This window comes from Rhodoplanes sp. P11 (genome assembly GCF_964266735.1).
Classification (GTDB): Bacteria; Pseudomonadota; Alphaproteobacteria; order Rhizobiales; family Xanthobacteraceae; genus Rhodoplanes; species Rhodoplanes serenus.
In genome coordinates this window covers 329,207-346,975 of sequence record NZ_CAXWGY010000001.1, presented here as the reverse complement: position 1 = coordinate 346,975, position 17,769 = coordinate 329,207, and the positions used below count along the sequence as shown (strand labels likewise).

The window sequence follows — 17,769 nt, the reverse complement described above, 5'->3', positions numbered from 1 at the left end:
GCTGGCTTACCAGCCGGGCCGGTAGCCGTACCCGTAGCCGTAAGGGGCGTAGCCGCCGCCCCCGTAATACCCGTAGGGCGCGTACCCGCCGTAGTAGCCGTAAGGACTTCCGTAGTAGTAGGAGTTGCGCCTGGCCGAGTTGGCGGCCGCGATGCCGATCACCGTGGCGGCGGCGGCGCCGACCGCGTAGGGAGCGATCGGGGCGCGGCGGTAGCCGCGGTAATAGCGGCGCTGCGCGCTCGCCTCGACGGTTCCGGAGCCCAGCAGCGGGGTATCGTCCCCGGCAGGCGCCGCCGCGACGGGCGCGGTTCCGAGCGCCGGCAGAGCCAGCGCGGCTGCGGCCGCGATGGCGATGGCCGTGGTGGAGGTCTTGCCCATCTGGTCCTCTCGCTGAATCGGGGGTTTCGGGGCGTGATCTCACCCCGGGGGATCGGACATGAGGCACGGCGGGCCGCCGGCCCGCTCCGATGCCGCGAGTACACCAAACGCGCGATTGGCGAAAAGGTTCCACCGCACCATCGACCGGCCGCCCCGCGTCCTGGACGGGCGGCACGCCGAATGCGTGTGGCGGGCGAAGCGCCTGGGCGGCTGCGAGCCGTCGGAAGAGCCGACGGACGATCTTGTTATACAGGGTGGCGGCACGCCGCCGTGGTCGGCCGAGCCGCGCCCCGGCGATCCGTCAGGCCCCGACGGAGCCGTGAGCCGAACGGCGGGGCGCATCGGCGCGATGCAATTCCGTCCGGCCCCCCATGCGCCCACGGCTTTTGACAGCGCCGCATCGGCCCGCGAAGCTCGCCGCCGTCCAATCGAGGAGACGCGCGATGCCGGCCTACTGGGTAGCCCGATCGAAGATCAACGATCCGGTCGAGTATAAGAAGTACACCGACCTCGTGCCCGGGATCATCAAGAAGTATGGCGGCAAGGTCCTGGCGCGCGGCGGGCGCTACGAGATCATGGAAGGGCCCGACAAGTTCCACCGCTTCGTGGTCATCGAGTTCCCGACCTTCGAGCAGGGCGTCGCCTGCTTCCGCTCGCCCGAGTACGACGCGGCCGCGAAATTCCGCCGCGGCGGGGCCGGCGAGGTCGAGACCATCATGGTGGACGCCGGCGACGCGACCAAATGAAGCTATGGGGCGGGCCGCTCGGGTCCGTGAGGGCGGCGGGCGATCGGCCGCCCGTCAGCGGCCGTCCGAAGCCTTGCCGGCGCGTGCCGTGAAGCGCCGCATGGCGGCCAGCGTCTCGTCGCTGACATGGTGCTCGATGCCTTCGGAGTCGCGCCGGGCCGTCTCGGCACTCACCCCGAGGGCGCACAGGAACGCCTCGACGACGCGGTGGCGCTGTCGCGATCGCTCCGCCAGCACCTCGCCGGCCGGGGTGAGGAACACGCCGCGATACGGCCGCTGGAGCACCAGCCCCTCGTCGGCGAGCCGCTTGAGCATTTTCGCGACCGTCGGCTGCGCCACGCCGAGGCGGGCCGCGATGTCGACCTGGCGGGCCTCGCCGACCGTGCGGATGAGATCGCCGATCAGCTCGACATAGTCTTCCGACAGCTCGATGCGGCGGGCATGCCGCGCCTGCCGGAAGCCTTCCGCGCGCGTCTCCGGGCGCAGCGGCGTCGGGGCCGCCTCGGGGCCGGCGCGTCGTCCCGGCGTGGCCGAGCGGGTGGTCGAGCGGGTCGTCGAGCGATGCGTCATCGGGCGGTCATCCACGCGCCGTCAGGATGGTCGTGGCCGAGATGCGTCCGGAGAGCCGGCGCGCACGATCAAAGACGTTCCGGCAGGTCGCGCGACCGGACCGGATGGCACCCTTGACGAAATAGCAATTCACCCGATTTATAGCAATGGCTATAAACGGTCGAACGACGGAGCGGACATCTCCAGCCATGGCGATCGGCACCGGGCGAGACGTGACGGGAGACCAGCCCTCGGATCGCACCACCGAGGCGATCCGCGACGCGCTGGCGGGCCGCCGGCGGGGCCGCTGGACGTTTCTGCTGTTTGCGGGACCGGCCGTCATCTCGTCCATCGCCTACATGGACCCCGGCAACTTCGCCACCAACATCCAGGCGGGCGCCAAATACGGCTACACGCTGCTGTGGGTCGTGCTGGTCGCCAACGTGGTGGCCATGGTGTTCCAGGGCCTGTCGGCCAAGCTCGGCATCGTCACCAATCAGAACCTCGCCGAGGTCTCGCGCGACAACCTGCCGAAGCCGGTGGTGTGGCTGATGTGGGTGGTCGGCGAGATCGCCGCGATGGCCACCGACCTCGCCGAGTTTCTCGGCGGCGCCATCGGCTTCTCGCTGCTGCTCGGAGTGCCGCTGATGGTCGGCATGGCGATCACGGCGGTGATCACCTACGGCATCCTGCTGTTCGAGCGCGCCGGCTTCCGCGCCATGGAGTTGATCATCGGCGCCATGGTGGTGGTGATCGGCCTCTGTTACCTGATCGAGGTATTCATCGCGCCGATCGACTGGAGCGCCGCCGCCATCGGGCTGGTGACGCCGCACATCCCCTCCGGCGAGGCGCTCACCATCGCGGTCGGCATCATCGGCGCCACCGTGATGCCGCACGCCATCTATTTGCACTCGGGACTGACCCAGAGCCGGGCGCCGGCCCGCAACGCGGCGGAGCGGCGGGCCCTGCTGCGCTGGTCGAACCGCGAGGTGGTGATCGCGCTCGCCATCGCGGGCCTCGTCAACATGGCAATGGTGATGATGGCGGCCGCCGCCTTCCATCTCGGCCACAGCGACGTCGGCGAGATCGAGGCCGCCTACAAGACCCTGACGCCGCTGCTCGGCGCCGGCGCCGCCGCGGTGTTCCTGGTGTCGCTGATCGCCTCCGGCATCTCGTCCTCGGTGGTCGGCACCATGGCGGGCCAGCTCATCATGCAGGGCTTCGTCGGCTTCCGCATCCCGCTGCTGGTGCGTCGCCTGGTGACCATGGCGCCGGCCTTCGTGGTGGTGGCGCTCGGCGCCAACGTCACCGATGCGCTGGTGCTGAGCCAGGTGGTGCTGAGCCTGGCGCTGCCATTCCCCATGCTGGCGCTGGTGTGGTTCACCGGCCGCCGCGATCTGATGGGCGAGCACGCCAACGGCCCGCTGCTGCAAGCCGGGGCCATCGTGGGCGCCGTGATCGTGTCGCTCCTCAACGTGGTGCTGCTGTTGCAGACCTTCGGGGCGCTGGACGGCTGGCTCCCGGGGTGACAGCGCGGGCAACGACAGCGCGCGATGCGGCCGATCAGATCCCCAGCAGCCGCCTCGCGGTGCCGCCGCAGATCTTGCCCACCGTGTCGGCATCGAGACCCGACGAGACGACGTGCTCGATCGGCTCGTACTCGGCCATGTCGTACGGATAGTCGGTGCCGAGCACCACGTGGTCCGGTCCGAACACCTCGACCAGCGCGCGGAGCTGATGGGGCGTGAACACCACCGTGTCGACGTAGATCCGCTTCAGATAGCTGGTCGGCGGGTGAGGCAGCGTGCCATGGGCGTCGGCGCGGGCGCCCCAGGCGTGATCGATGCGGCCCGAATAGGCGGCCAGATAGCCGCCGCCGTGCACCGCCACGATCTTCAGGTTCGGATGCCGCTCCAGCACGCCGTCGAAGATCAGATAGTGCAGCGCCAGTGTGGTCTCGAACGGGTTGCCGACGACGTTGTTGAAGTAGTGGCGCGTCAGCCGCTGCCCTTCGGTGAAGCCGTTGGGGTGCAGCAGCACCACGGCGCCGAGCGCCTCGGCCTTGGCCCAGAACGGCGCGAAGGCCGGATCGGACAGCTCGCGGCCGGCCACATTGGTGAGGATCTGCACGCCCTTGTGGCCGAGCCGCGTCATCGCGTGCTCCAGCTCCTTGGCGGCTTCGTCGCCGTCCTGGAGCGGCACCGTGCCGAGCACCGCATAGCGGTCGGGGGTCTGGGCCGCATACTCGGACAGGCCCTCGTTGACCATCCGGCTCGCCGGCGCCGCGATGTCGAGCGGCACCGTGTAGTAGCACTGCGGCGGCGGGCACATGATCACCTGGAGATCGAGCCCCATGGCGTCGAGATCGGCGAGGCGCTCGCCGATGCCGGTCATCTGGGCCTGCCGCTCGGCATCCTGCCTCTGGTTGAGCGCCTTGGTCTCCGGCGTCGCGAAATGAGCCAGCGGGATGGTCGACCAGTCGAGATGCGGCTTGGCGAACTCGGCGGCACGCGGCACCGCGACATGGGAATGGATGTCGACGGTGAGGCTCTCGGGCCGCAGCTCGCGGCCGGGCCGGCCCTGCGGGCGAGCCGCCGTGAAGCCGTAGCGGTTCCAATCGTTCGCCATGCGGCGATCCCCTCGGTGTGACAGACGTGACGGACGGCAGGATGGAGGCCGGACAGGGCGAAGCGGAAGCGGCCCACGGCCGAACCGGCGGGGCTCGCCGCGCCCCGTCGCGATCTTCCCCGCGATCGTCCCCGCTTTCGAAGATCGCTCGCCGGCCGATTGCGGGGCGCGATCCGCACCTTGTATAGAAGGCTTCGGGTCGTCCCACAACCGGCCGGTGGCGGTCCGGCCGTCTACTCGATTCCCAACAGGTCGATCTCGAACACCAGCGTGCTGTTCGGCGGGATCTGCGGCGGCGCGCCGCGGGCGCCGTAGCCGAGCTCCGGCGGGATCACCAGCCGGCGCTTGCCGCCGACTCGCATGCCGGCGACGCCCTGGTCCCAGCCCTTGATTACCTGGTCGCCACCGAGCGTGAAGGTGAAGGGCGCGCGGCCGACCGACGAGTCGAAGGTGGTGCCGTTGGTGAGCTTGCCGGTGTAGTGCACGCGCAGGCGCTGGCCGGTGCGGGCCTCCGGCCCGGTGCCGACCTTGAGGTCCTGGCTCGCGAGTCCGTCGGGCGCGGCGGCACCCGGCGGCGCCGCCGCGGGGAGCGGCGCCGCGTCCGGCGCCGGGCCGTCGGAGGTGCCGGCGCAGGCGGCGAGCACCAGCAGGGCGGCGAGCGCGACGGCAGGTCTGGCGGGCTTCGGTTCGGCGGGCTTCGGTCCGGCGCGCTTCATTCCAGATCCAGCGTTGTTCCAGGCTCGGCCCGCCGCCGACGGCGGCGCGCCCAGACGACGCTACACCGGATACGCCGCAGGGGAAACCGCCTGCGGCTCAGGCGCTCTTGCGCTTGCGCGGGCGGCCCGTGCGCTTCACTCCGGCGAGCCCTTCCAGCACGGTGCAGACCGCGCCGGTGTCGAGCATGCCGAGGCCGAGCGAGCGCGCCGCCGCGTAGATCGGCATGGTGGCGTTGAACAGCGGTGTCGGCACGCCGAGGCTGTCGGCAAACGCCCCGATCACATCCATGTCCTTCTGCCACACCTTGATCTTCATGGTGGGCGGATCGTACTTGTCGGCCACCATCATGGGGGCGCGCGCCTCGAACATGCGCGACGTGCCGGCGCCCGACTTGATCACCTCGAACACCATCTGCGGGTCGAGGCCGGCCTTCATCCCGAGCACCATGGCCTCGGCGCTCGCCACGTTGTGGATCGCCACCAGCAGGTTGGCGATGTACTTCATGCGGCTGCCGTTGCCGAACACGCCGAGATCGTGCACCAGGCGGGCGAAGCCGAGAAACATCGGCTTCAGCTTGGCGATCGCCTTGCTGTCGCCGGAGGCGAGCACGACGAGGTCCTTGACGGCCGCCTGCGCGCCGGTGCCGCTCATCGGCGTGTCGAGCACGGTGTGGCCGGCCTTCCTGAGCGCCTTCTCGGCCGCGAGCTTGTCCTCCAGCGTGAACGTCGAGGTCTCGGCGATGATGCGGGGCGGCAGCTTGGCATCGACGATGGCGGCGACCACGTCGCGCAGAGCCTGCGGGCTCGGCAGGCTGGTCAGCAGCACGGGGGCGGCGGCCGCCGCGGCGGCGATGTCCGGCGCGATGGTGACGCCGGCGCGCGCCAGCGCCCGCCGGCGGGCCGGGTCGATGTCGTAGCCGGTGACGCGCCAGCCCGACGCGACCAGGTTCTTGGCGAATGCGCCGCCCATGATGCCGAGGCCGACGATGCCGACCGCGCCCTTCGCCCGAGCCGCCATGATCCATCTCCGAATATCTGCAGTCGCCGTGCCGAAGGCGCCCGCCCGACGCTATACGCCGGACGGGCGGTGTTTCAAGGCACCTTCCTATGCGCCGGGCGATCGCCTATCGTGCCGTGCGCACATCGCAGCCGCGGCGCGTCTCTCGATACTCGGTATGCAACCGTGGTGTTCGACGTCTCCGACGGTCGCCTCTCGGAACGCCGCGATCCGCCGTGACAGCCTGCACAGGGAGCAGAGAAACCCATGGGATCGGTCGGATTGTCGCAGGCGAGCCGGATCGTCGATGCCGCCCTGGCGAAGGGACGTGAGACCGGCTGCGAGCCGCTCACCGTCGTGGTGCTCGATGCCGGCGGCCATCTGGTCGCCGCCAAGCGCGAGGACGGCTCCGGCATCCTCCGTTTCGAAATCGCTTTCGGCAAGGCGTGGGGCGCGCTCGGCATGGGCTTCGGCTCGCGCACCTATGTGGAGCGCGCCAAGGTCAACCCAGCCTTCGTCACCGCCCTGATGGCGGCGAGCGGCGGCCGCGTGGTGCCGGTGCCCTCGGGTGTGCTGATCCGCGATACGGGCGGGCAGGTCATTGGCGCCGTCGGCATTTCGGGCGACACCTCCGATCGCGACGAGGTCTGCGCTCTCGCCGGCATCGCGGCCGTGGGGCTGACGGCCGATCCCGGTGGCGCGCCCGGGTGAGTGGACGGGGCGGCTACGCCGCCGGTCACTGCCCGCGTTGCGTTTGGCAGGGGAGGCGTATGCCCGAACGGCTATTCAACTCTCGCAGTCGGCTGGATAGAGTTCCCGTTGCCGTTCGAGCGGCGCGGTGCGCGGCGCGGCGGCGTGCCGTCGCCTTTGCCGGGCCTCTCGTCGCGGCGTCTCCGTGGTTGCCTCTCCGTGGCTGCGTCGCGTGCCGCCCGGCCGTGTGCTCCACGGCGGCGCCCCCGATCGTTCTTCGCGCGTCGAACAGCATCTCGCGTCGATTCACCCCCACCGGAACTGCGCATGCGCCCGCGGATCTTCGTCACCCAGCCGATCGCCCAGAGCGCCGTCGATGCGATGCGTGCCGTCGCCGATGTCGAAGTCCATCCCGACGCCACGGCGCCGATCGCCAAGGCAACCCTGATCGAAGGGGTCAAGCGCGCCGACCTGCTGTTCTGCCTGATGCACGACAAGGTCGACGCCGACGTGATCGCCGCCAATCCGAACCTCAAGGGCATCGCCGCCATGGCGATCCACCCGCAGGACATCGACGTGGGCGCGATGGCGGCGCGCGGCATCCCGCTCACCGTCATTCCGCCGATGGTGAGCGAGGCCACCGCCGACATGGCGATGGCGCTCATCCTGTGCTGCGCCCGCCGGGTGCTGGAGGGTGACCGGCTGCTGCGCTCGGGCATCTATCCGGGCGGCCAGTCCAACCACCTGGCCGGCCTCGGCGTCACCGGCAAGACCGTCGGCCTGATCGGCGGCGGTGGCCGCATCGGCAAGCTGGTCGCCAAGCGCTGCCGCGGCTTCGACATGCGCGTCCTCTATTCGACGCCACGGCGCAAGCCCGAGGCGGAGGAGCGCGAGTGGGGTCTCGTTCACGCCTCGATCGACGATCTGCTGCGGGAGTCCGACATCGTCTCGGTGCACTCGCCGCTGCGCGACGACACCCGCCACTCGCTCGGGGCGCGCGAGTTCGCGCTGATGAAGAAGACCGCCTATTTCATCAACACGTCGCGAGGGCCGATCGTCGACGAAGCGGCGTTGGTCCGGGCCTTGCAAACGGGCACCATCGCGGGCGCCGGCCTCGACGTGTTCGAGCACGAGCCGCGGGTGCCGACCGAGCTGCTGGCCATGAGCAACGTGGTGCTCACGCCGCATCTCGGCAGCGCGGTCGTCGATCTGCGCACCGAGATGGCGCATATCGTCGCCGAGAATGCCATCGCGCTGGTGCGGGGAACCACCCCGCCCAACCTGTTCGACTTCGCCGGGCCGGTGACCTGAGCCGGCCCGCCCGACCCGCCTGTCCTGCCCGGTCCCGGCCGGGCTCTTTCGACGCCTGCCACGCCCGGAGCGATCCATGAGCAAGTTCAAGATCGTCGTCACCGACAGCCCGTTCCCGTCGCTCGATCCCGCCAAGGAGGCGCTGGCCCGGCTCGATCCCGAGGTGGTGCAGGCCAAGAGCCCGTCCGCCGAGGACATCCTGGCGGTGGCCCGCGACGCCGACGGGATTCTGGTCACCTACGCCAAGTTGCCCGGCGAGCTGTTGCGCGAGTGCAAGAAGCTCAAGGTGATCGGCCGCTTCGGCCTCGGCGTCGACAACATCGACATCCCGGCCGCCAAGGAGCTGGGCATCGTCGTCACCTATGTGCCGGACTACTGCCTGCACGAGGTCTCCGACCACGCCATGGCGCTCCTGCTCTCCATCGCCCGCAAGATCCCGCTCGCCAACAAGTCGGTGCACAGCGGCGAGTGGCGAATGCCGGTGGTGGTGCCGCTGCGCCGCTTCAACACGCTCACGCTGGGGCTGATCGGCTTCGGCGGCATTCCGCGCAACCTCGCTCCCAAGGCGCAGGCGTTCGGCTTCAAGGTGATCGCCTCCGATCCGTATCTCCCCAAGGAGATGTTCGACGCGGCCGGCGTCGAGAGCGTCACGCTCGACGAGCTGTATGCGCGCTCCGACCTGATCTCGGTGCATGCGCCGCTGACGCCGCAGACCCGCGGGCTGGTGAACGACGACGCCTTCGCCAAGATGAAGCCGGGCGTGATGATCGTGAACACGGCGCGCGGCCCGCTGATCGACGAGGCGGCGCTGGTCCGTGCGCTCGATGCCGGCAAGGTCGCGGCCGCCGGGCTCGACGTCGTCACCACCGAGCCGCTGCCGAAGGACTCGCCGCTGATCGGCCGCGACAACGTGGTGCTGACGCCGCACACCGGCTTCTACTCGGTCGAGGCGCTGCTGGAGCTGGAGACCAAGTGCGCGACCGACGTCGCCCGCGTGCTGTCGGGCGAGAAGCCGGTCTATCCGGTGAAGATGTAGCGGCGCCGCGGCGCGGTTCCCCGACGGGGCGCGCCGCCACCCGGGGCTCGTCCCGGCTCCTGGCCGTGAGCCGCCGCCTACTTGACGGCCTGCGGGTTGATGGGCGAGCCGGTGCCGCCCGTGATGATCAGCGGCGGGCCGCAGAAGAAGAACTCGTAGACGCCGTCGTCGGCGCAGTCGGCTGCGAGCTCCTTGACGTAGAACATCTCGCCCATGCACAGGCCCATGGCCGGGATCACCACCCAGTGCCACGGCTGGTTCGCCTCGTCGGTCTCGTTCGGCCGCACCTCGACGCCCCAGGTGTCGGAGCAGATCGCGGCGATCTGATGCTCCTGGCACCAGTAGCAGTTCTCGAACTTCACGCCCGGCGCGTCGCCGCCGGCGTAGCCGCCCCACCGGCCCTCGGCGAGGCAGCGTTCCATCTGCCCGGTGCGGAGAATCACGAAGTCGCCCTTGCGGATCTCGACGTTCTGGGCGCGGGCGCACGTGTTCAGCTCGTCGTTGGAGATCGCCTCACCGTCCTTCAGCCAGTCGACGCCGCGGAAGCGGGCGATGTCGAGCAGCACGCCACGGCCGACCATCTTGTTCCTGGAGTGCTCGATGCCGAGCACGCCGAGGCCGCGCGAGTCGATCAGGCGCGCGTCATGGCCGTTGTACGCCTTGTCCTCGTAGAAGACGTGGCCGAGCGCGTCCCAGTGGGTGGCGCCCTGAACGCACAGATTGATCGTGTCGTCGGCGTAGCGGATCTTGTTCCAGTCCTGCTGGCCCGCCACCGCGTCGGTGCCGGTGGCGAGCATCTGGTGGATCGGGTTGAAGCGTCCGCCGAACAGTCCGGTCTGTGGACCGTCTCGATCGAGTGGGATGCCGAGCGCGAACACCTTGCCGCTGCGGATCAGCGCGGCGGCATGGATCACGTCCTCGGGCGCGACGTGATTGAGGGTGCCGATCTGATCGTCCTTGCCCCACCGGCCCCAATTGCTGAGCGTCTTGGAGGCGTCGGCGATCGCCTGCTTGCCAACCGTGATGTCCATCGGTTCCGTCCTCGTGGCCTCCCGGCGAACGGCCGTGCGCGCCCGGCGCGTGCCTGCGGGCATTCGGGAGGAGCACGATAGTGGCGCGTCCGGAACCACACGTCCATGTATCCGGTCGAGCCTGGCGCGAAATCCGATGAAACCAGATCGGATTTCTCTCGGGAGCCTTATCTGATCGTAGTCTCGACCGCGGACCGGCTCTCACGTCGCCGACGCCGCTCTAGCCCGAGACATCACCCGGAAGGGTGGTGAACGCAGGAGAGGGGAGACGCTGACGGACGCGGCTCGCGATCAGTCCGGGTCGCGGTTGGTGAAGCGGGCATTACCGAGTCCGGTGCCGATGGTGAGCACGCCCCAGTGGTCGACGTCCTGCATGTCGGGGGTTTGGCTCAGGCCCTGCACGACGGCGTCGTTGTGCATCACGATGGCGGCCTCGTGATCGCCGATGCGGGGGATCGCCTCGTGCAGCACGGCCGGCAGGTTGAAGCGGGGGCTTTCCCAGTTGCCCGGCAGGTTCTGGGCGCCGCGCTCGATCGAGCCGTCTTCCGCGATCAGGCCGGGACAGCCGATGCCGATGAACGGCGCCAGCGCGAGGCCGTCCTTGTCGGCGCGGCCGATCAGCCGCTTGAGCATGTCGACCAGGCGCTCGACGGCGTCGCCGCGGCTCAGCTTCTCGTCGCCGTGCCGCCACAGCTCGAAGCGCACCACCTCGGCCTTCGAGAGGTCATCGGCCTTCTTGAGATTGAGCCGCACCACCCCGACCCGGATGTTGGTGCCGCCGATGTCGACCGCCAGGATCGCGTCGTGCGCCTGGAACATCCAGGCCGGCGCGAGATGCACGGCGCCGATCAGCCCGGCCTCGTCGGGATCGTGCCGGATCAGCGCGAGGTCGACCTTGATCTTTTCGGCCTTCAGGATGACGGCGGTGCGGCCGATCGCCAGCTCGCCGACCCGGCTGGCCCGGAAGCCACCGCCGATGACGATCCGCTCGGTACCGCGCCACGCCTTCAGCTTGAGAAAGCGGCGGATCACCCCGGCCAGCTCCTGGGCGAAGTCCTCGATGGCGCCGTGCACCACCCCGGCGGCCTCCGGGTGGCCGCCGGCGAGAAGCTCGTCGAGCGACTTCTTGCTGATCCGGTCGCTCGGCTCGTCGCCGAACGGGTCTTCGCCGAGGTCGCGCAGCGGCTTGCGCCAGCGTTCGACGATCTCGCGGAAGGCGCGCCGGCTGGCGCGATCGCCGATGAAGCCCTCGTCGTCGGTGATCTCGGCGTTGTAGCTGTCGACCACCACCTCGGGCAGTTGCTCGGCGCCATGCGCCGCGATGGTCGGGCGGGCCGTCTTGGTCTCGGCCATGGTCTCCCCTGCGGGTCCGCCGGCCACGGCGGCCGTGCGCCGCGGTGGAGCTTCCCGACAACCGGCCATGTGGCGAAAGGTTTCACCGCGGTGCCGCAGAGCCGGCCGGCGGGCCGATCGGCTCAGGCCGGCGTTGCCACGAGGCCGCGGACGATGTCGATCGCCCGGCGGATCAGCGTCTCGGACGCCTCCCGGGTGCGGAAGGCGGCGTGCGCCGTGAGGGTGACGTTGTCGAGGCGCGCCAGCGGATGGTCGGCTTTCAGCGGCTCGGCATGGAAGACGTCGAGCCCCGCATGGGCGAGCCGCCGGCTGGTCAGCGCGTCGATCAGCGCCGCCTCGTCGACGAGCGCGCCGCGCGCCGTGTTGACCAGGATGGCGCCGGGCTTCATCAGCCCGAGCCGGCGGGCATCGATCAGGCCGCGGGTCTCGTCCGACAGGGTCAGGTTGAGCGACACCACGTCGGCGCGGGCGAGAAGCTCGTCGAGCGCGACCTGGGGCACGGCGATCTCGGGTCGCGGCGTGCGGTTCCAGGCGATCACCGTCATGCCGAGGCCGGCGGCGATGCGGGCGACCTCGCGGCCGATGCCGCCGAGACCCACCACGCCGAGCGTCTTGCCGAGAAGCTGGAGCCCTTCCAGGGGCTTCCAGGTGCCGGCCCGCACGTCGCGGTCCATGCGGGCGAGGTCGCGGGCGCAGGCGAACATCAGCGCCACCGTGTGCTCGGCGACCGCGGTGTCACCGTAGCCCTTGATGGTGTGCACCGTGACGCCCAGCCCCTTCAGGGCCGCGATGTCCATGTAGCTGGCCGCGCCCGTGCCGAGGAAGACGACGTGGCGCAGATCCGGGCAGGCGGCCACCTGCTCGGTCGGCAGATAGGAGTGGTCGTCCAGGCAGATGGCGCGGCCGGCCAGCAGGCGGGGCAGGTCCGCGGAGGAGAACGGCGCCGTGTTGACGGCGATCGGCGGGTCGTCCGGCCGATGGACGCGATGGAAGACGGGCTCGAGCTGGTGGTTGCAGTCGATGAACAGGGCTGTCATGGGCTCCGGTCGTCGGCTCGGGGAGGGCGGGGCCGTCGTCATAGCGCGAACGCGCCGGTTTTCGAAGGGGTTGTGCGGAAACCGCAGGAGCCGCGAGGAGCGCCGGGGCGGCGGGCGGTCGCGAATCCCCGGGACCGCGGGGGTGCCCCGCCTTGCGCCCGGGCGAGGTCCGGTGTTGTGTGCCTTCGATCGAATCGGGGGAGGGGCATGCGACTCGCGAGCTATATCACCCACGGCCGGTCGGGCTTCGGCGCGGTCGTCGGGAACGGGGTGGTGGACATGCGGCTGCGCATGGGACCGCGCTTCCCGACCTTGCTCGACGTGCTGCGCGAGGGCGCGCTGGACGAGCTGCGGGCCGGCGCCGCCGGCGTGCGTCCCGACTATCCGCTGGCCGACGTGCGGTTCCTGCCGCCGGTGGTGGGGCCGGAGAAGATCATCTGCGTCGGCGTCAACTACACCGGGCGCTCCGGCGAGTTCCAGGACCCGGCCGAGGACTCCAAGTTCCCCAACCTGTTCTTCCGGGCTCCGGGCTCCCTGGTCGGGCACCTGCAACCGCTGGTGCGGCCACGCGAATCCGAGCAGCTCGACTACGAGGGCGAGATCGCGCTGGTGATCGGCCGCCGCGGCCGGCGCATTCCGGTCGAGGAGGCGCTGGCCTACGTCGCCGGCTACACCCTGTGCAACGAGGGCACGGTCCGCGACTGGCTGCGCCACGGCTCGCGCAACATCACGCCTGGCAAGAACTTCGATGCCTCCGGCAGCCTCGGCCCGTGGATCGTCACCGCCGACGAGATCGACCCCGGCCAGCCGCTGCGCCTCACGACCCGGGTCAACGGCGAGCTGCGCCAGGACGCCACCACGGCGGCCATGATCTTCGGCTTCGCCGAGCTGATCGCCTATGTCAGCACCTTCACCACCCTGGTGCCGGGCGACGTGATCGTCACCGGCACGCCGGTGGGGGCGGGCGCGCGCTTCGAGCCGCCGCGCTGGCTCGAGCCCGGTGACGTGGTCGAGATCGCGGTGCCGGAGATCGGCGTTCTACGCAACGAGGTCGTGGACGAGCCATGACGGAGGTTGCTTCCTCGCTGCCGGCCGCCTGCGTGATCGGGTGGCCGGCCGCGCATTCCCGCTCGCCGCTGATCCATCGGCATTGGCTGTCGACTTACGGGATCGAGGGCGATTACCGCGTCGAGGCGGTGCCGCCCGACGACTTCCCGGCCTTCGTGCGCGATCTCGCCGCCCGCGGCTATGTGGGCGCCAACGTCACCGTGCCCCACAAGGAGGCGGCCCTCGCCGCCGCCTCCCCGGACGAGAGCGCCCGCGCCATCGGGGCCGCCAACACCCTGTGGCTCGACGGCGGCCGGCTGCGGGCCACCAACACCGACGCCGAGGGCTTCATCGCCAATCTCGACGCCGCGGTGCCGAAATGGGACCGTGGCATCGAGACCGCCATGGTGCTCGGCGCCGGCGGCTCGTCGCGCGCCGTCGTCTATGGCCTGGTCGGCCGCGGCGTGCCGCGCATCTATGTCGCCAACCGCAACCCGGCGCGGGCCGAGGAGCTGGGGCGCCGCTTCGGCAGCTCGGTGCATCCGATCCGCTGGGAGGAGGCGCGCGGCCTGTTCGGCGCCGTGCAGCTTCTGGTCAACGCCACCACGCTCGGCATGGCGGGTCAGCCACCGCTGGAGATGGGAATCAGCCGGTTGCCCGCCAACGCGGTGGTCGCCGATCTCGTCTACACGCCGCTGGAGACTGGCCTGCTCGCCGCGGCGCGCGAGCAGGGGCTGCGCCGGGCCGACGGCCTCGGCATGCTGCTGCATCAGGCGGTGCGCGGCTTCGCGTTGTGGTTCGGTGTCACCCCCGAGGTGACGCCGGAGCTGCGGCGGCTGATCGAGGCCGATCTCCTCGGCGCTGCGGCGACACCGCCGGCGGTGGCGCGCGGTGGTTCCGCCGGGTAGGAGCCGGCGTCACCGGGCCGCGCCGGCTGCTGTTCACCCGCCGGTTGCGGAGGGCGAGCCTTTCGGCCATCCTGGCTCTCCGCCCACGAGGAGCCGCCCATGGTCTTGCCGAAGCGTGTCGGCCTCCTGGTCACATGCCTGGTCGATCTGATCCGGCCGTCGGTCGGCTTCGCGGCCGTGCGCCTCCTGGAGGAGGCCGGCTGCACGGTCGACGTGCCGTCGCAGACCTGCTGCGGCCAGCCGGCCTTCAACGCCGGCGACCGGAGCACGGCGCGACGCATCGCCGAGCAGGTGATCGTCGCGTTCGAGCCGTTCGACTATGTGGTGGTGCCGTCCGGCTCGTGCGCCGGGCAGGTGCGGCTGCACTACCCCGAGCTGTTCCAGGGCGATCCCGCCTGGCAGCCGCGCGCCGACGCGGTGGCGGCCAAGACCTTCGAGCTGACCCAGTTCCTGGTGGATGTCTGCGGCGTCGACGCGGTCGCGGCGCGCTGCGATGCCACCGTGACGTATCACGACTCGTGCTCCAGCCTGCGCGAGCTCGGCGTTCGTGATCAGCCGCGGGCGCTGCTGGCGCGCGTCGACGGCCTGACGCTCGCCGAGTCGGTGGACACCGATGTCTGCTGCGGCTTCGGCGGCACCTTCTGCGTCAAGTATCCCGAGATCTCCGACCGCATGGTCGGCAAGAAGGCAGCCGCCGTGACGGCGAGCGGCGCCGGAATGCTGCTCGCCGCCGATCTCGGCTGCTTGATCAACATCGCCGGCAAGCTGCTCCGCGACGGCGCTCCGGTCGAGGTGCGGCACGTCGCCGAGGTCCTGGCCGGCGATCTCGACACGCCGCCGCTCGGCGCGCCGTCGCCGTCCTCGCGCGAGAAGGCGACGCCGTGAGCCGCGCCGCTTTCATGCTCCGGTCATTCCGGGACGCCGCGCAGCGGCGAGCCCGGAATCCAGCCACGCGCACCGTGTCTGCTGCTGGATTCCGGATCGCCTCGCTCTGCGAGGCGTCCGGAATGACGGCACTCGATCACGGGGGCGCCGCATGAGCCGCGCCGCGACCTCGGAGAAATTCGCCGAGAATGCCCGCCGGGCGCTCGCCGACACCGCGTTGCAAGGCGCCCTCGGGTTTGTCGAGACGAACTTTCCGGCGCGGCGGCGCGCCGTCGTCGAGGCGTTGCCCGAGTTCGATGCGCTGCGCGACTCCGCACGCGACATCAGGGCCCACACGCTCGCCCATCTCGATCTCTATCTCGAAGCCTACGAGGCGCGGGTGCGGGCGAGCGGCGGGCAGGTGCATTTCGCCCCGACCGCCGCCGACGCCAACCGCATTGTGCTCGACATCTGCCGCGCCGCCGGCGCCCGCACGGTCACCAAGGGCAAGTCCATGGTGAGCGAGGAGATCGGCGTCAACGAGCATCTGGCGGCGCACGGCATCGTGCCGGTGGAGACCGATCTCGGCGAGTACATCATCCAGATCCGCGACGAGCTGCCGTCGCACATCATCATGCCGGCCGTGCATCTCGACCGCCAGCAGATCGCCGCCGATTTCCGCCGCGTCCATGCCGGGCTGCCGGCGGACCGCGACCTCGGCACCGCGGCGGCGCTGCTGACGGAAGCCCGCACGACATTGCGCGAAAAGTTCCTCGCCGCCGATGTCGGCATCACCGGCGCCAACTTCCTGATCGCCGAGACCGGCTCCTCGGTGATCGTCACCAACGAGGGCAACGGCGATCTCACCGCGACGCTGCCGCGTGTCCACATCGTGCTCGCCTCGATCGAGAAGCTGGTGCCGACGCTCGACGACATGGCCCAGCTCCTGCGCGTCCTGGCGCGCTCGGCGACCGCTCAGGAGATGTCGGTCTACACGACGATCTTCACCGGGCCGCGGCGGCCGGACGATCCCGACGGGCCGGAGCAGTATCACGTCGTCATCGTCGACAACGGCCGCTCGGCCATGCTGGCCGGCGAGTTCCGCGACATGCTCCGCTGCATCCGCTGCGGCGCCTGCATGAACCACTGCCCCGTGTATCACGCGGTCGGTGGCCACGCTTACGGCTTCGTTTATCCGGGGCCGATGGGCGCCGTGCTGACGCCGAGCCTGCTCGGCGTCGAGCGCGCCGGCAGCCTGCCCGACGCCTCGACCTTCTGCGGCCGCTGCGAGGCGGTGTGCCCGGTGCGGATTCCACTGCCGCGGCTGATGCGGTTCTGGCGCGACCGCGCCTTTTCACGCGGGCTCGGATCGACGGTCTCGCGCGCCGGCCTCGCCGTCTGGGGCGTGCTGGCGAAGCGGCCGTGGCTCTATCGGGCCGTCACCGGGGTCGCGATGCGGCTGCTCGCCCGCCTCGGGCGGAGCCGCGGGCGCTTCTCCACCCTGCCGCTCGCCGGCGGCTTCACGGCGACCCGCGACCTGGCGGCGCCGCAGGGCGCGACCTTCCAGGCGCAGTGGCGCCGCCGCGCGGCCGGCGATCCCGTCGTGGCACGTCGCACCCCTGCGCCGGCCGCCAAGCCCACGGCACCCCGCACGGTGCCATCCGGCAATCCACACGGGCGCGCCAGCGAGCCGACGGTCGCCGAGCCGGTGCGAGCCGAGCCGGCGCGAGCCGAGTCGGAGACGAGGCCGTGACGGCGCGCGACCAGATGTTCGCGAGCATCCGCCGCGCTCTCGGCGTGAGCGGCGAGGAGGCGTCGCGACGCAAGATCGTGGCCGATCGGCTGGCCGATCATCCGCAGGGCGTCATCCCGGAGCGCGGGCGTCTGCCGCCGGCGGCCCGCGTCGAGCTGCTGATGCGCAAGATCGAGGCGGCCGCCGGCTCCGTCGTCCGGCTGCCGACGGCCGCCGCCGTTCCAGCCGCCATCGCCGACTATCTGCGCGGCCAGAACCTGCCGCTCGCCCTTCGCCGCGGCGCCGATGCGCGCCTCGCCGGGCTGCCGTGGGAGCGCGAGCCGGCGCTCGCCGTCGCGGTCGGCGCCTCGCGCGGCGACGATCTCGTCGGCCTGTCCCATGCCGAGGCGGCGGTGGCGGAGACCGGCACCCTGATGCTGCGCTCCGGCCCCGACAACCCGACGACCCTGAACTTCCTGCCCGACCATCACCTCGTCGTGGTGGCCGCCGACACGGTGGCGGGCGATCTCGAAACCGCGCTGGCGATGCTGCGGGCGCCGCGTGGGGCGGGGGAGCCGGCCGGGCTGCCGCGGGCGGTCCATCTGATCACCGGCCCGTCGCGTACCGCCGATATCGAGCAGACCCTGATCCTCGGCGCCCACGGGCCGCGCCGGCTGCACGTCCTGGTGGTGGGCGAGCCGTCCGTTTGACCAGGAACCGCCTGGCCGCACTCCGAAACCATCCCG

Annotated in this window: 18 protein-coding genes; 10 read left to right on the top strand and 8 right to left on the bottom strand. The window is 70.9% G+C overall.

All coding sequences use genetic code 11. The features are described from left to right. Positions 1-6: 6 nt before the first annotated feature. Entirely contained in the window at positions 7-378 is a 372-nt protein-coding gene (locus ACFQUV_RS01630; RefSeq protein ID WP_111385919.1) for a hypothetical protein, read from the bottom strand. A 443-nt stretch (positions 379-821) separates the two neighbouring features. Here ACFQUV_RS01630 and ACFQUV_RS01625 point away from each other — a divergent pair, with 443 nt between their 5' ends. Then, entirely contained in the window at positions 822-1,124 is a 303-nt protein-coding gene (locus ACFQUV_RS01625; protein ID WP_111385918.1) for a DUF1330 domain-containing protein, read from the top strand. A 54-nt stretch (positions 1,125-1,178) separates the two neighbouring features. Here the strand turns inward: ACFQUV_RS01625 and mntR are convergent, their stop codons facing one another. Beyond that, positions 1,179-1,694: a manganese-binding transcriptional regulator MntR gene (gene mntR, locus ACFQUV_RS01620; protein WP_129608169.1), complete on the bottom strand. Its 516-nt coding sequence runs from the start codon at positions 1,692-1,694 to the stop codon at positions 1,179-1,181. A gap of 188 nt (positions 1,695-1,882) precedes the next feature. Here mntR and ACFQUV_RS01615 point away from each other — a divergent pair, with 188 nt between their 5' ends. Further along, complete coding sequence (locus ACFQUV_RS01615; RefSeq protein WP_129608170.1) at positions 1,883-3,202, top strand: Nramp family divalent metal transporter; 1,320 nt, start codon at positions 1,883-1,885, stop codon at positions 3,200-3,202. Between the two features lie 34 nt (positions 3,203-3,236). On the opposite strand, the gene ACFQUV_RS01610 is transcribed toward ACFQUV_RS01615, so the two are convergent. The 3 genes from ACFQUV_RS01610 to ACFQUV_RS01600 all read right to left on the bottom strand — a co-directional run bounded on the left by ACFQUV_RS01610 (position 3,237) and on the right by ACFQUV_RS01600 (position 6,035). Next, complete coding sequence (locus ACFQUV_RS01610) at positions 3,237-4,301, bottom strand: amidohydrolase family protein (RefSeq protein ID WP_129608171.1); 1,065 nt, start codon at positions 4,299-4,301, stop codon at positions 3,237-3,239. 233 nt (positions 4,302-4,534) lie between these two features. After that, positions 4,535-5,017, bottom strand: a complete 483-nt coding sequence (locus ACFQUV_RS01605) for an FKBP-type peptidyl-prolyl cis-trans isomerase (RefSeq protein ID WP_207211404.1) — start codon at positions 5,015-5,017, stop codon at positions 4,535-4,537. A gap of 97 nt (positions 5,018-5,114) precedes the next feature. After that, on the bottom strand, positions 5,115-6,035 hold the full coding sequence (locus ACFQUV_RS01600) for an NAD(P)-dependent oxidoreductase (RefSeq protein WP_129608172.1): 921 nt from the start codon (positions 6,033-6,035) through the stop codon (positions 5,115-5,117). A gap of 246 nt (positions 6,036-6,281) precedes the next feature. Here ACFQUV_RS01600 and ACFQUV_RS01595 point away from each other — a divergent pair, with 246 nt between their 5' ends. The 3 genes from ACFQUV_RS01595 (at position 6,282) to ACFQUV_RS01585 (ending at position 9,051) form a co-directional block, all read left to right on the top strand. Next, positions 6,282-6,725 (top strand): heme-binding protein, encoded by a 444-nt coding sequence (locus ACFQUV_RS01595; RefSeq protein WP_129608173.1) that lies wholly within the window; start codon positions 6,282-6,284, stop codon positions 6,723-6,725. Positions 6,726-7,031: 306 nt separating this feature from the next. Beyond that, positions 7,032-8,015 (top strand): D-glycerate dehydrogenase, encoded by a 984-nt coding sequence (locus ACFQUV_RS01590; protein WP_129608174.1) that lies wholly within the window; start codon positions 7,032-7,034, stop codon positions 8,013-8,015. A gap of 76 nt (positions 8,016-8,091) precedes the next feature. Then, entirely contained in the window at positions 8,092-9,051 is a 960-nt protein-coding gene (locus ACFQUV_RS01585) for a C-terminal binding protein (RefSeq protein WP_129608175.1), read from the top strand. Between the two features lie 77 nt (positions 9,052-9,128). Here ACFQUV_RS01585 and ACFQUV_RS01580 read toward each other — a convergent pair whose 3' ends face one another. From ACFQUV_RS01580 to ACFQUV_RS01570, 3 genes are all read right to left on the bottom strand, one after another. Beyond that, positions 9,129-10,082, bottom strand: a complete 954-nt coding sequence (locus ACFQUV_RS01580; protein WP_244601489.1) for a cyclase family protein — start codon at positions 10,080-10,082, stop codon at positions 9,129-9,131. Between the two features lie 291 nt (positions 10,083-10,373). After that, positions 10,374-11,435 carry an ROK family protein gene (locus tag ACFQUV_RS01575; RefSeq protein WP_129608176.1) on the bottom strand — a complete coding sequence of 354 codons (1,062 nt, stop codon included), beginning with the start codon at positions 11,433-11,435 and terminating at the stop codon, positions 10,374-10,376. Positions 11,436-11,557: 122 nt separating this feature from the next. After that, complete coding sequence (locus ACFQUV_RS01570; protein ID WP_129608177.1) at positions 11,558-12,472, bottom strand: 2-hydroxyacid dehydrogenase; 915 nt, start codon at positions 12,470-12,472, stop codon at positions 11,558-11,560. Positions 12,473-12,679: 207 nt separating this feature from the next. Between ACFQUV_RS01570 and ACFQUV_RS01565 the strand changes: the two genes are divergently transcribed. The 5 genes from ACFQUV_RS01565 (at position 12,680) to ACFQUV_RS01545 (ending at position 17,733) form a co-directional block, all read left to right on the top strand. Continuing rightward, on the top strand, positions 12,680-13,540 hold the full coding sequence (locus ACFQUV_RS01565; RefSeq protein ID WP_111386202.1) for a fumarylacetoacetate hydrolase family protein: 861 nt from the start codon (positions 12,680-12,682) through the stop codon (positions 13,538-13,540). Then, positions 13,537-14,427: a shikimate dehydrogenase gene (locus ACFQUV_RS01560; RefSeq protein WP_129608178.1), complete on the top strand. Its 891-nt coding sequence runs from the start codon at positions 13,537-13,539 to the stop codon at positions 14,425-14,427. The genes ACFQUV_RS01565 and ACFQUV_RS01560 overlap by 4 nt, the downstream gene beginning before the upstream one ends. A 99-nt stretch (positions 14,428-14,526) precedes the next feature. Beyond that, entirely contained in the window at positions 14,527-15,312 is a 786-nt protein-coding gene (locus ACFQUV_RS01555; RefSeq protein ID WP_129608179.1) for a (Fe-S)-binding protein, read from the top strand. Positions 15,313-15,463: 151 nt separating this feature from the next. Further along, on the top strand, positions 15,464-17,044 hold the full coding sequence (locus ACFQUV_RS01550; RefSeq protein ID WP_129608180.1) for a lactate utilization protein B: 1,581 nt from the start codon (positions 15,464-15,466) through the stop codon (positions 17,042-17,044). Next, positions 17,041-17,733: a lactate utilization protein gene (locus ACFQUV_RS01545; protein WP_244601490.1), complete on the top strand. Its 693-nt coding sequence runs from the start codon at positions 17,041-17,043 to the stop codon at positions 17,731-17,733. Before ACFQUV_RS01550 ends, ACFQUV_RS01545 begins: the two co-directional genes overlap by 4 nt. Positions 17,734-17,769 lie beyond the last annotated feature (36 nt).

Bases quoted from the DNA above. Each gene is read 5' to 3' on its own strand.
- ACFQUV_RS01600 (WP_129608172.1), bottom strand. From the start codon at position 6,035: ATGGCGGCTCGGGCGAAGGGCGCGGTCGGCATCGTCGGCCTCGGCATC.
- ACFQUV_RS01615 (WP_129608170.1), top strand. From the start codon at position 1,883: ATGGCGATCGGCACCGGGCGAGACGTGACGGGAGACCAGCCCTCGGAT.
- ACFQUV_RS01580 (WP_244601489.1), bottom strand. From the start codon at position 10,082: ATGGACATCACGGTTGGCAAGCAGGCGATCGCCGACGCCTCCAAGACG.
- ACFQUV_RS01605 (WP_207211404.1), bottom strand. From the start codon at position 5,017: ATGAAGCGCGCCGGACCGAAGCCCGCCGAACCGAAGCCCGCCAGACCT.
- ACFQUV_RS01565 (WP_111386202.1), top strand. From the start codon at position 12,680: ATGCGACTCGCGAGCTATATCACCCACGGCCGGTCGGGCTTCGGCGCG.
- ACFQUV_RS01610 (WP_129608171.1), bottom strand. From the start codon at position 4,301: ATGGCGAACGATTGGAACCGCTACGGCTTCACGGCGGCTCGCCCGCAG.
- mntR (WP_129608169.1), bottom strand. From the start codon at position 1,694: ATGACGCATCGCTCGACGACCCGCTCGACCACCCGCTCGGCCACGCCG.
- ACFQUV_RS01570 (WP_129608177.1), bottom strand. From the start codon at position 12,472: ATGACAGCCCTGTTCATCGACTGCAACCACCAGCTCGAGCCCGTCTTC.
- ACFQUV_RS01550 (WP_129608180.1), top strand. From the start codon at position 15,464: ATGAGCCGCGCCGCGACCTCGGAGAAATTCGCCGAGAATGCCCGCCGG.
- ACFQUV_RS01595 (WP_129608173.1), top strand. From the start codon at position 6,282: ATGGGATCGGTCGGATTGTCGCAGGCGAGCCGGATCGTCGATGCCGCC.
- ACFQUV_RS01630 (WP_111385919.1), bottom strand. From the start codon at position 378: ATGGGCAAGACCTCCACCACGGCCATCGCCATCGCGGCCGCAGCCGCG.
- ACFQUV_RS01585 (WP_129608175.1), top strand. From the start codon at position 8,092: ATGAGCAAGTTCAAGATCGTCGTCACCGACAGCCCGTTCCCGTCGCTC.
- ACFQUV_RS01560 (WP_129608178.1), top strand. From the start codon at position 13,537: ATGACGGAGGTTGCTTCCTCGCTGCCGGCCGCCTGCGTGATCGGGTGG.
- ACFQUV_RS01625 (WP_111385918.1), top strand. From the start codon at position 822: ATGCCGGCCTACTGGGTAGCCCGATCGAAGATCAACGATCCGGTCGAG.
- ACFQUV_RS01555 (WP_129608179.1), top strand. From the start codon at position 14,527: ATGGTCTTGCCGAAGCGTGTCGGCCTCCTGGTCACATGCCTGGTCGAT.
- ACFQUV_RS01590 (WP_129608174.1), top strand. From the start codon at position 7,032: ATGCGCCCGCGGATCTTCGTCACCCAGCCGATCGCCCAGAGCGCCGTC.
- ACFQUV_RS01575 (WP_129608176.1), bottom strand. From the start codon at position 11,435: ATGGCCGAGACCAAGACGGCCCGCCCGACCATCGCGGCGCATGGCGCC.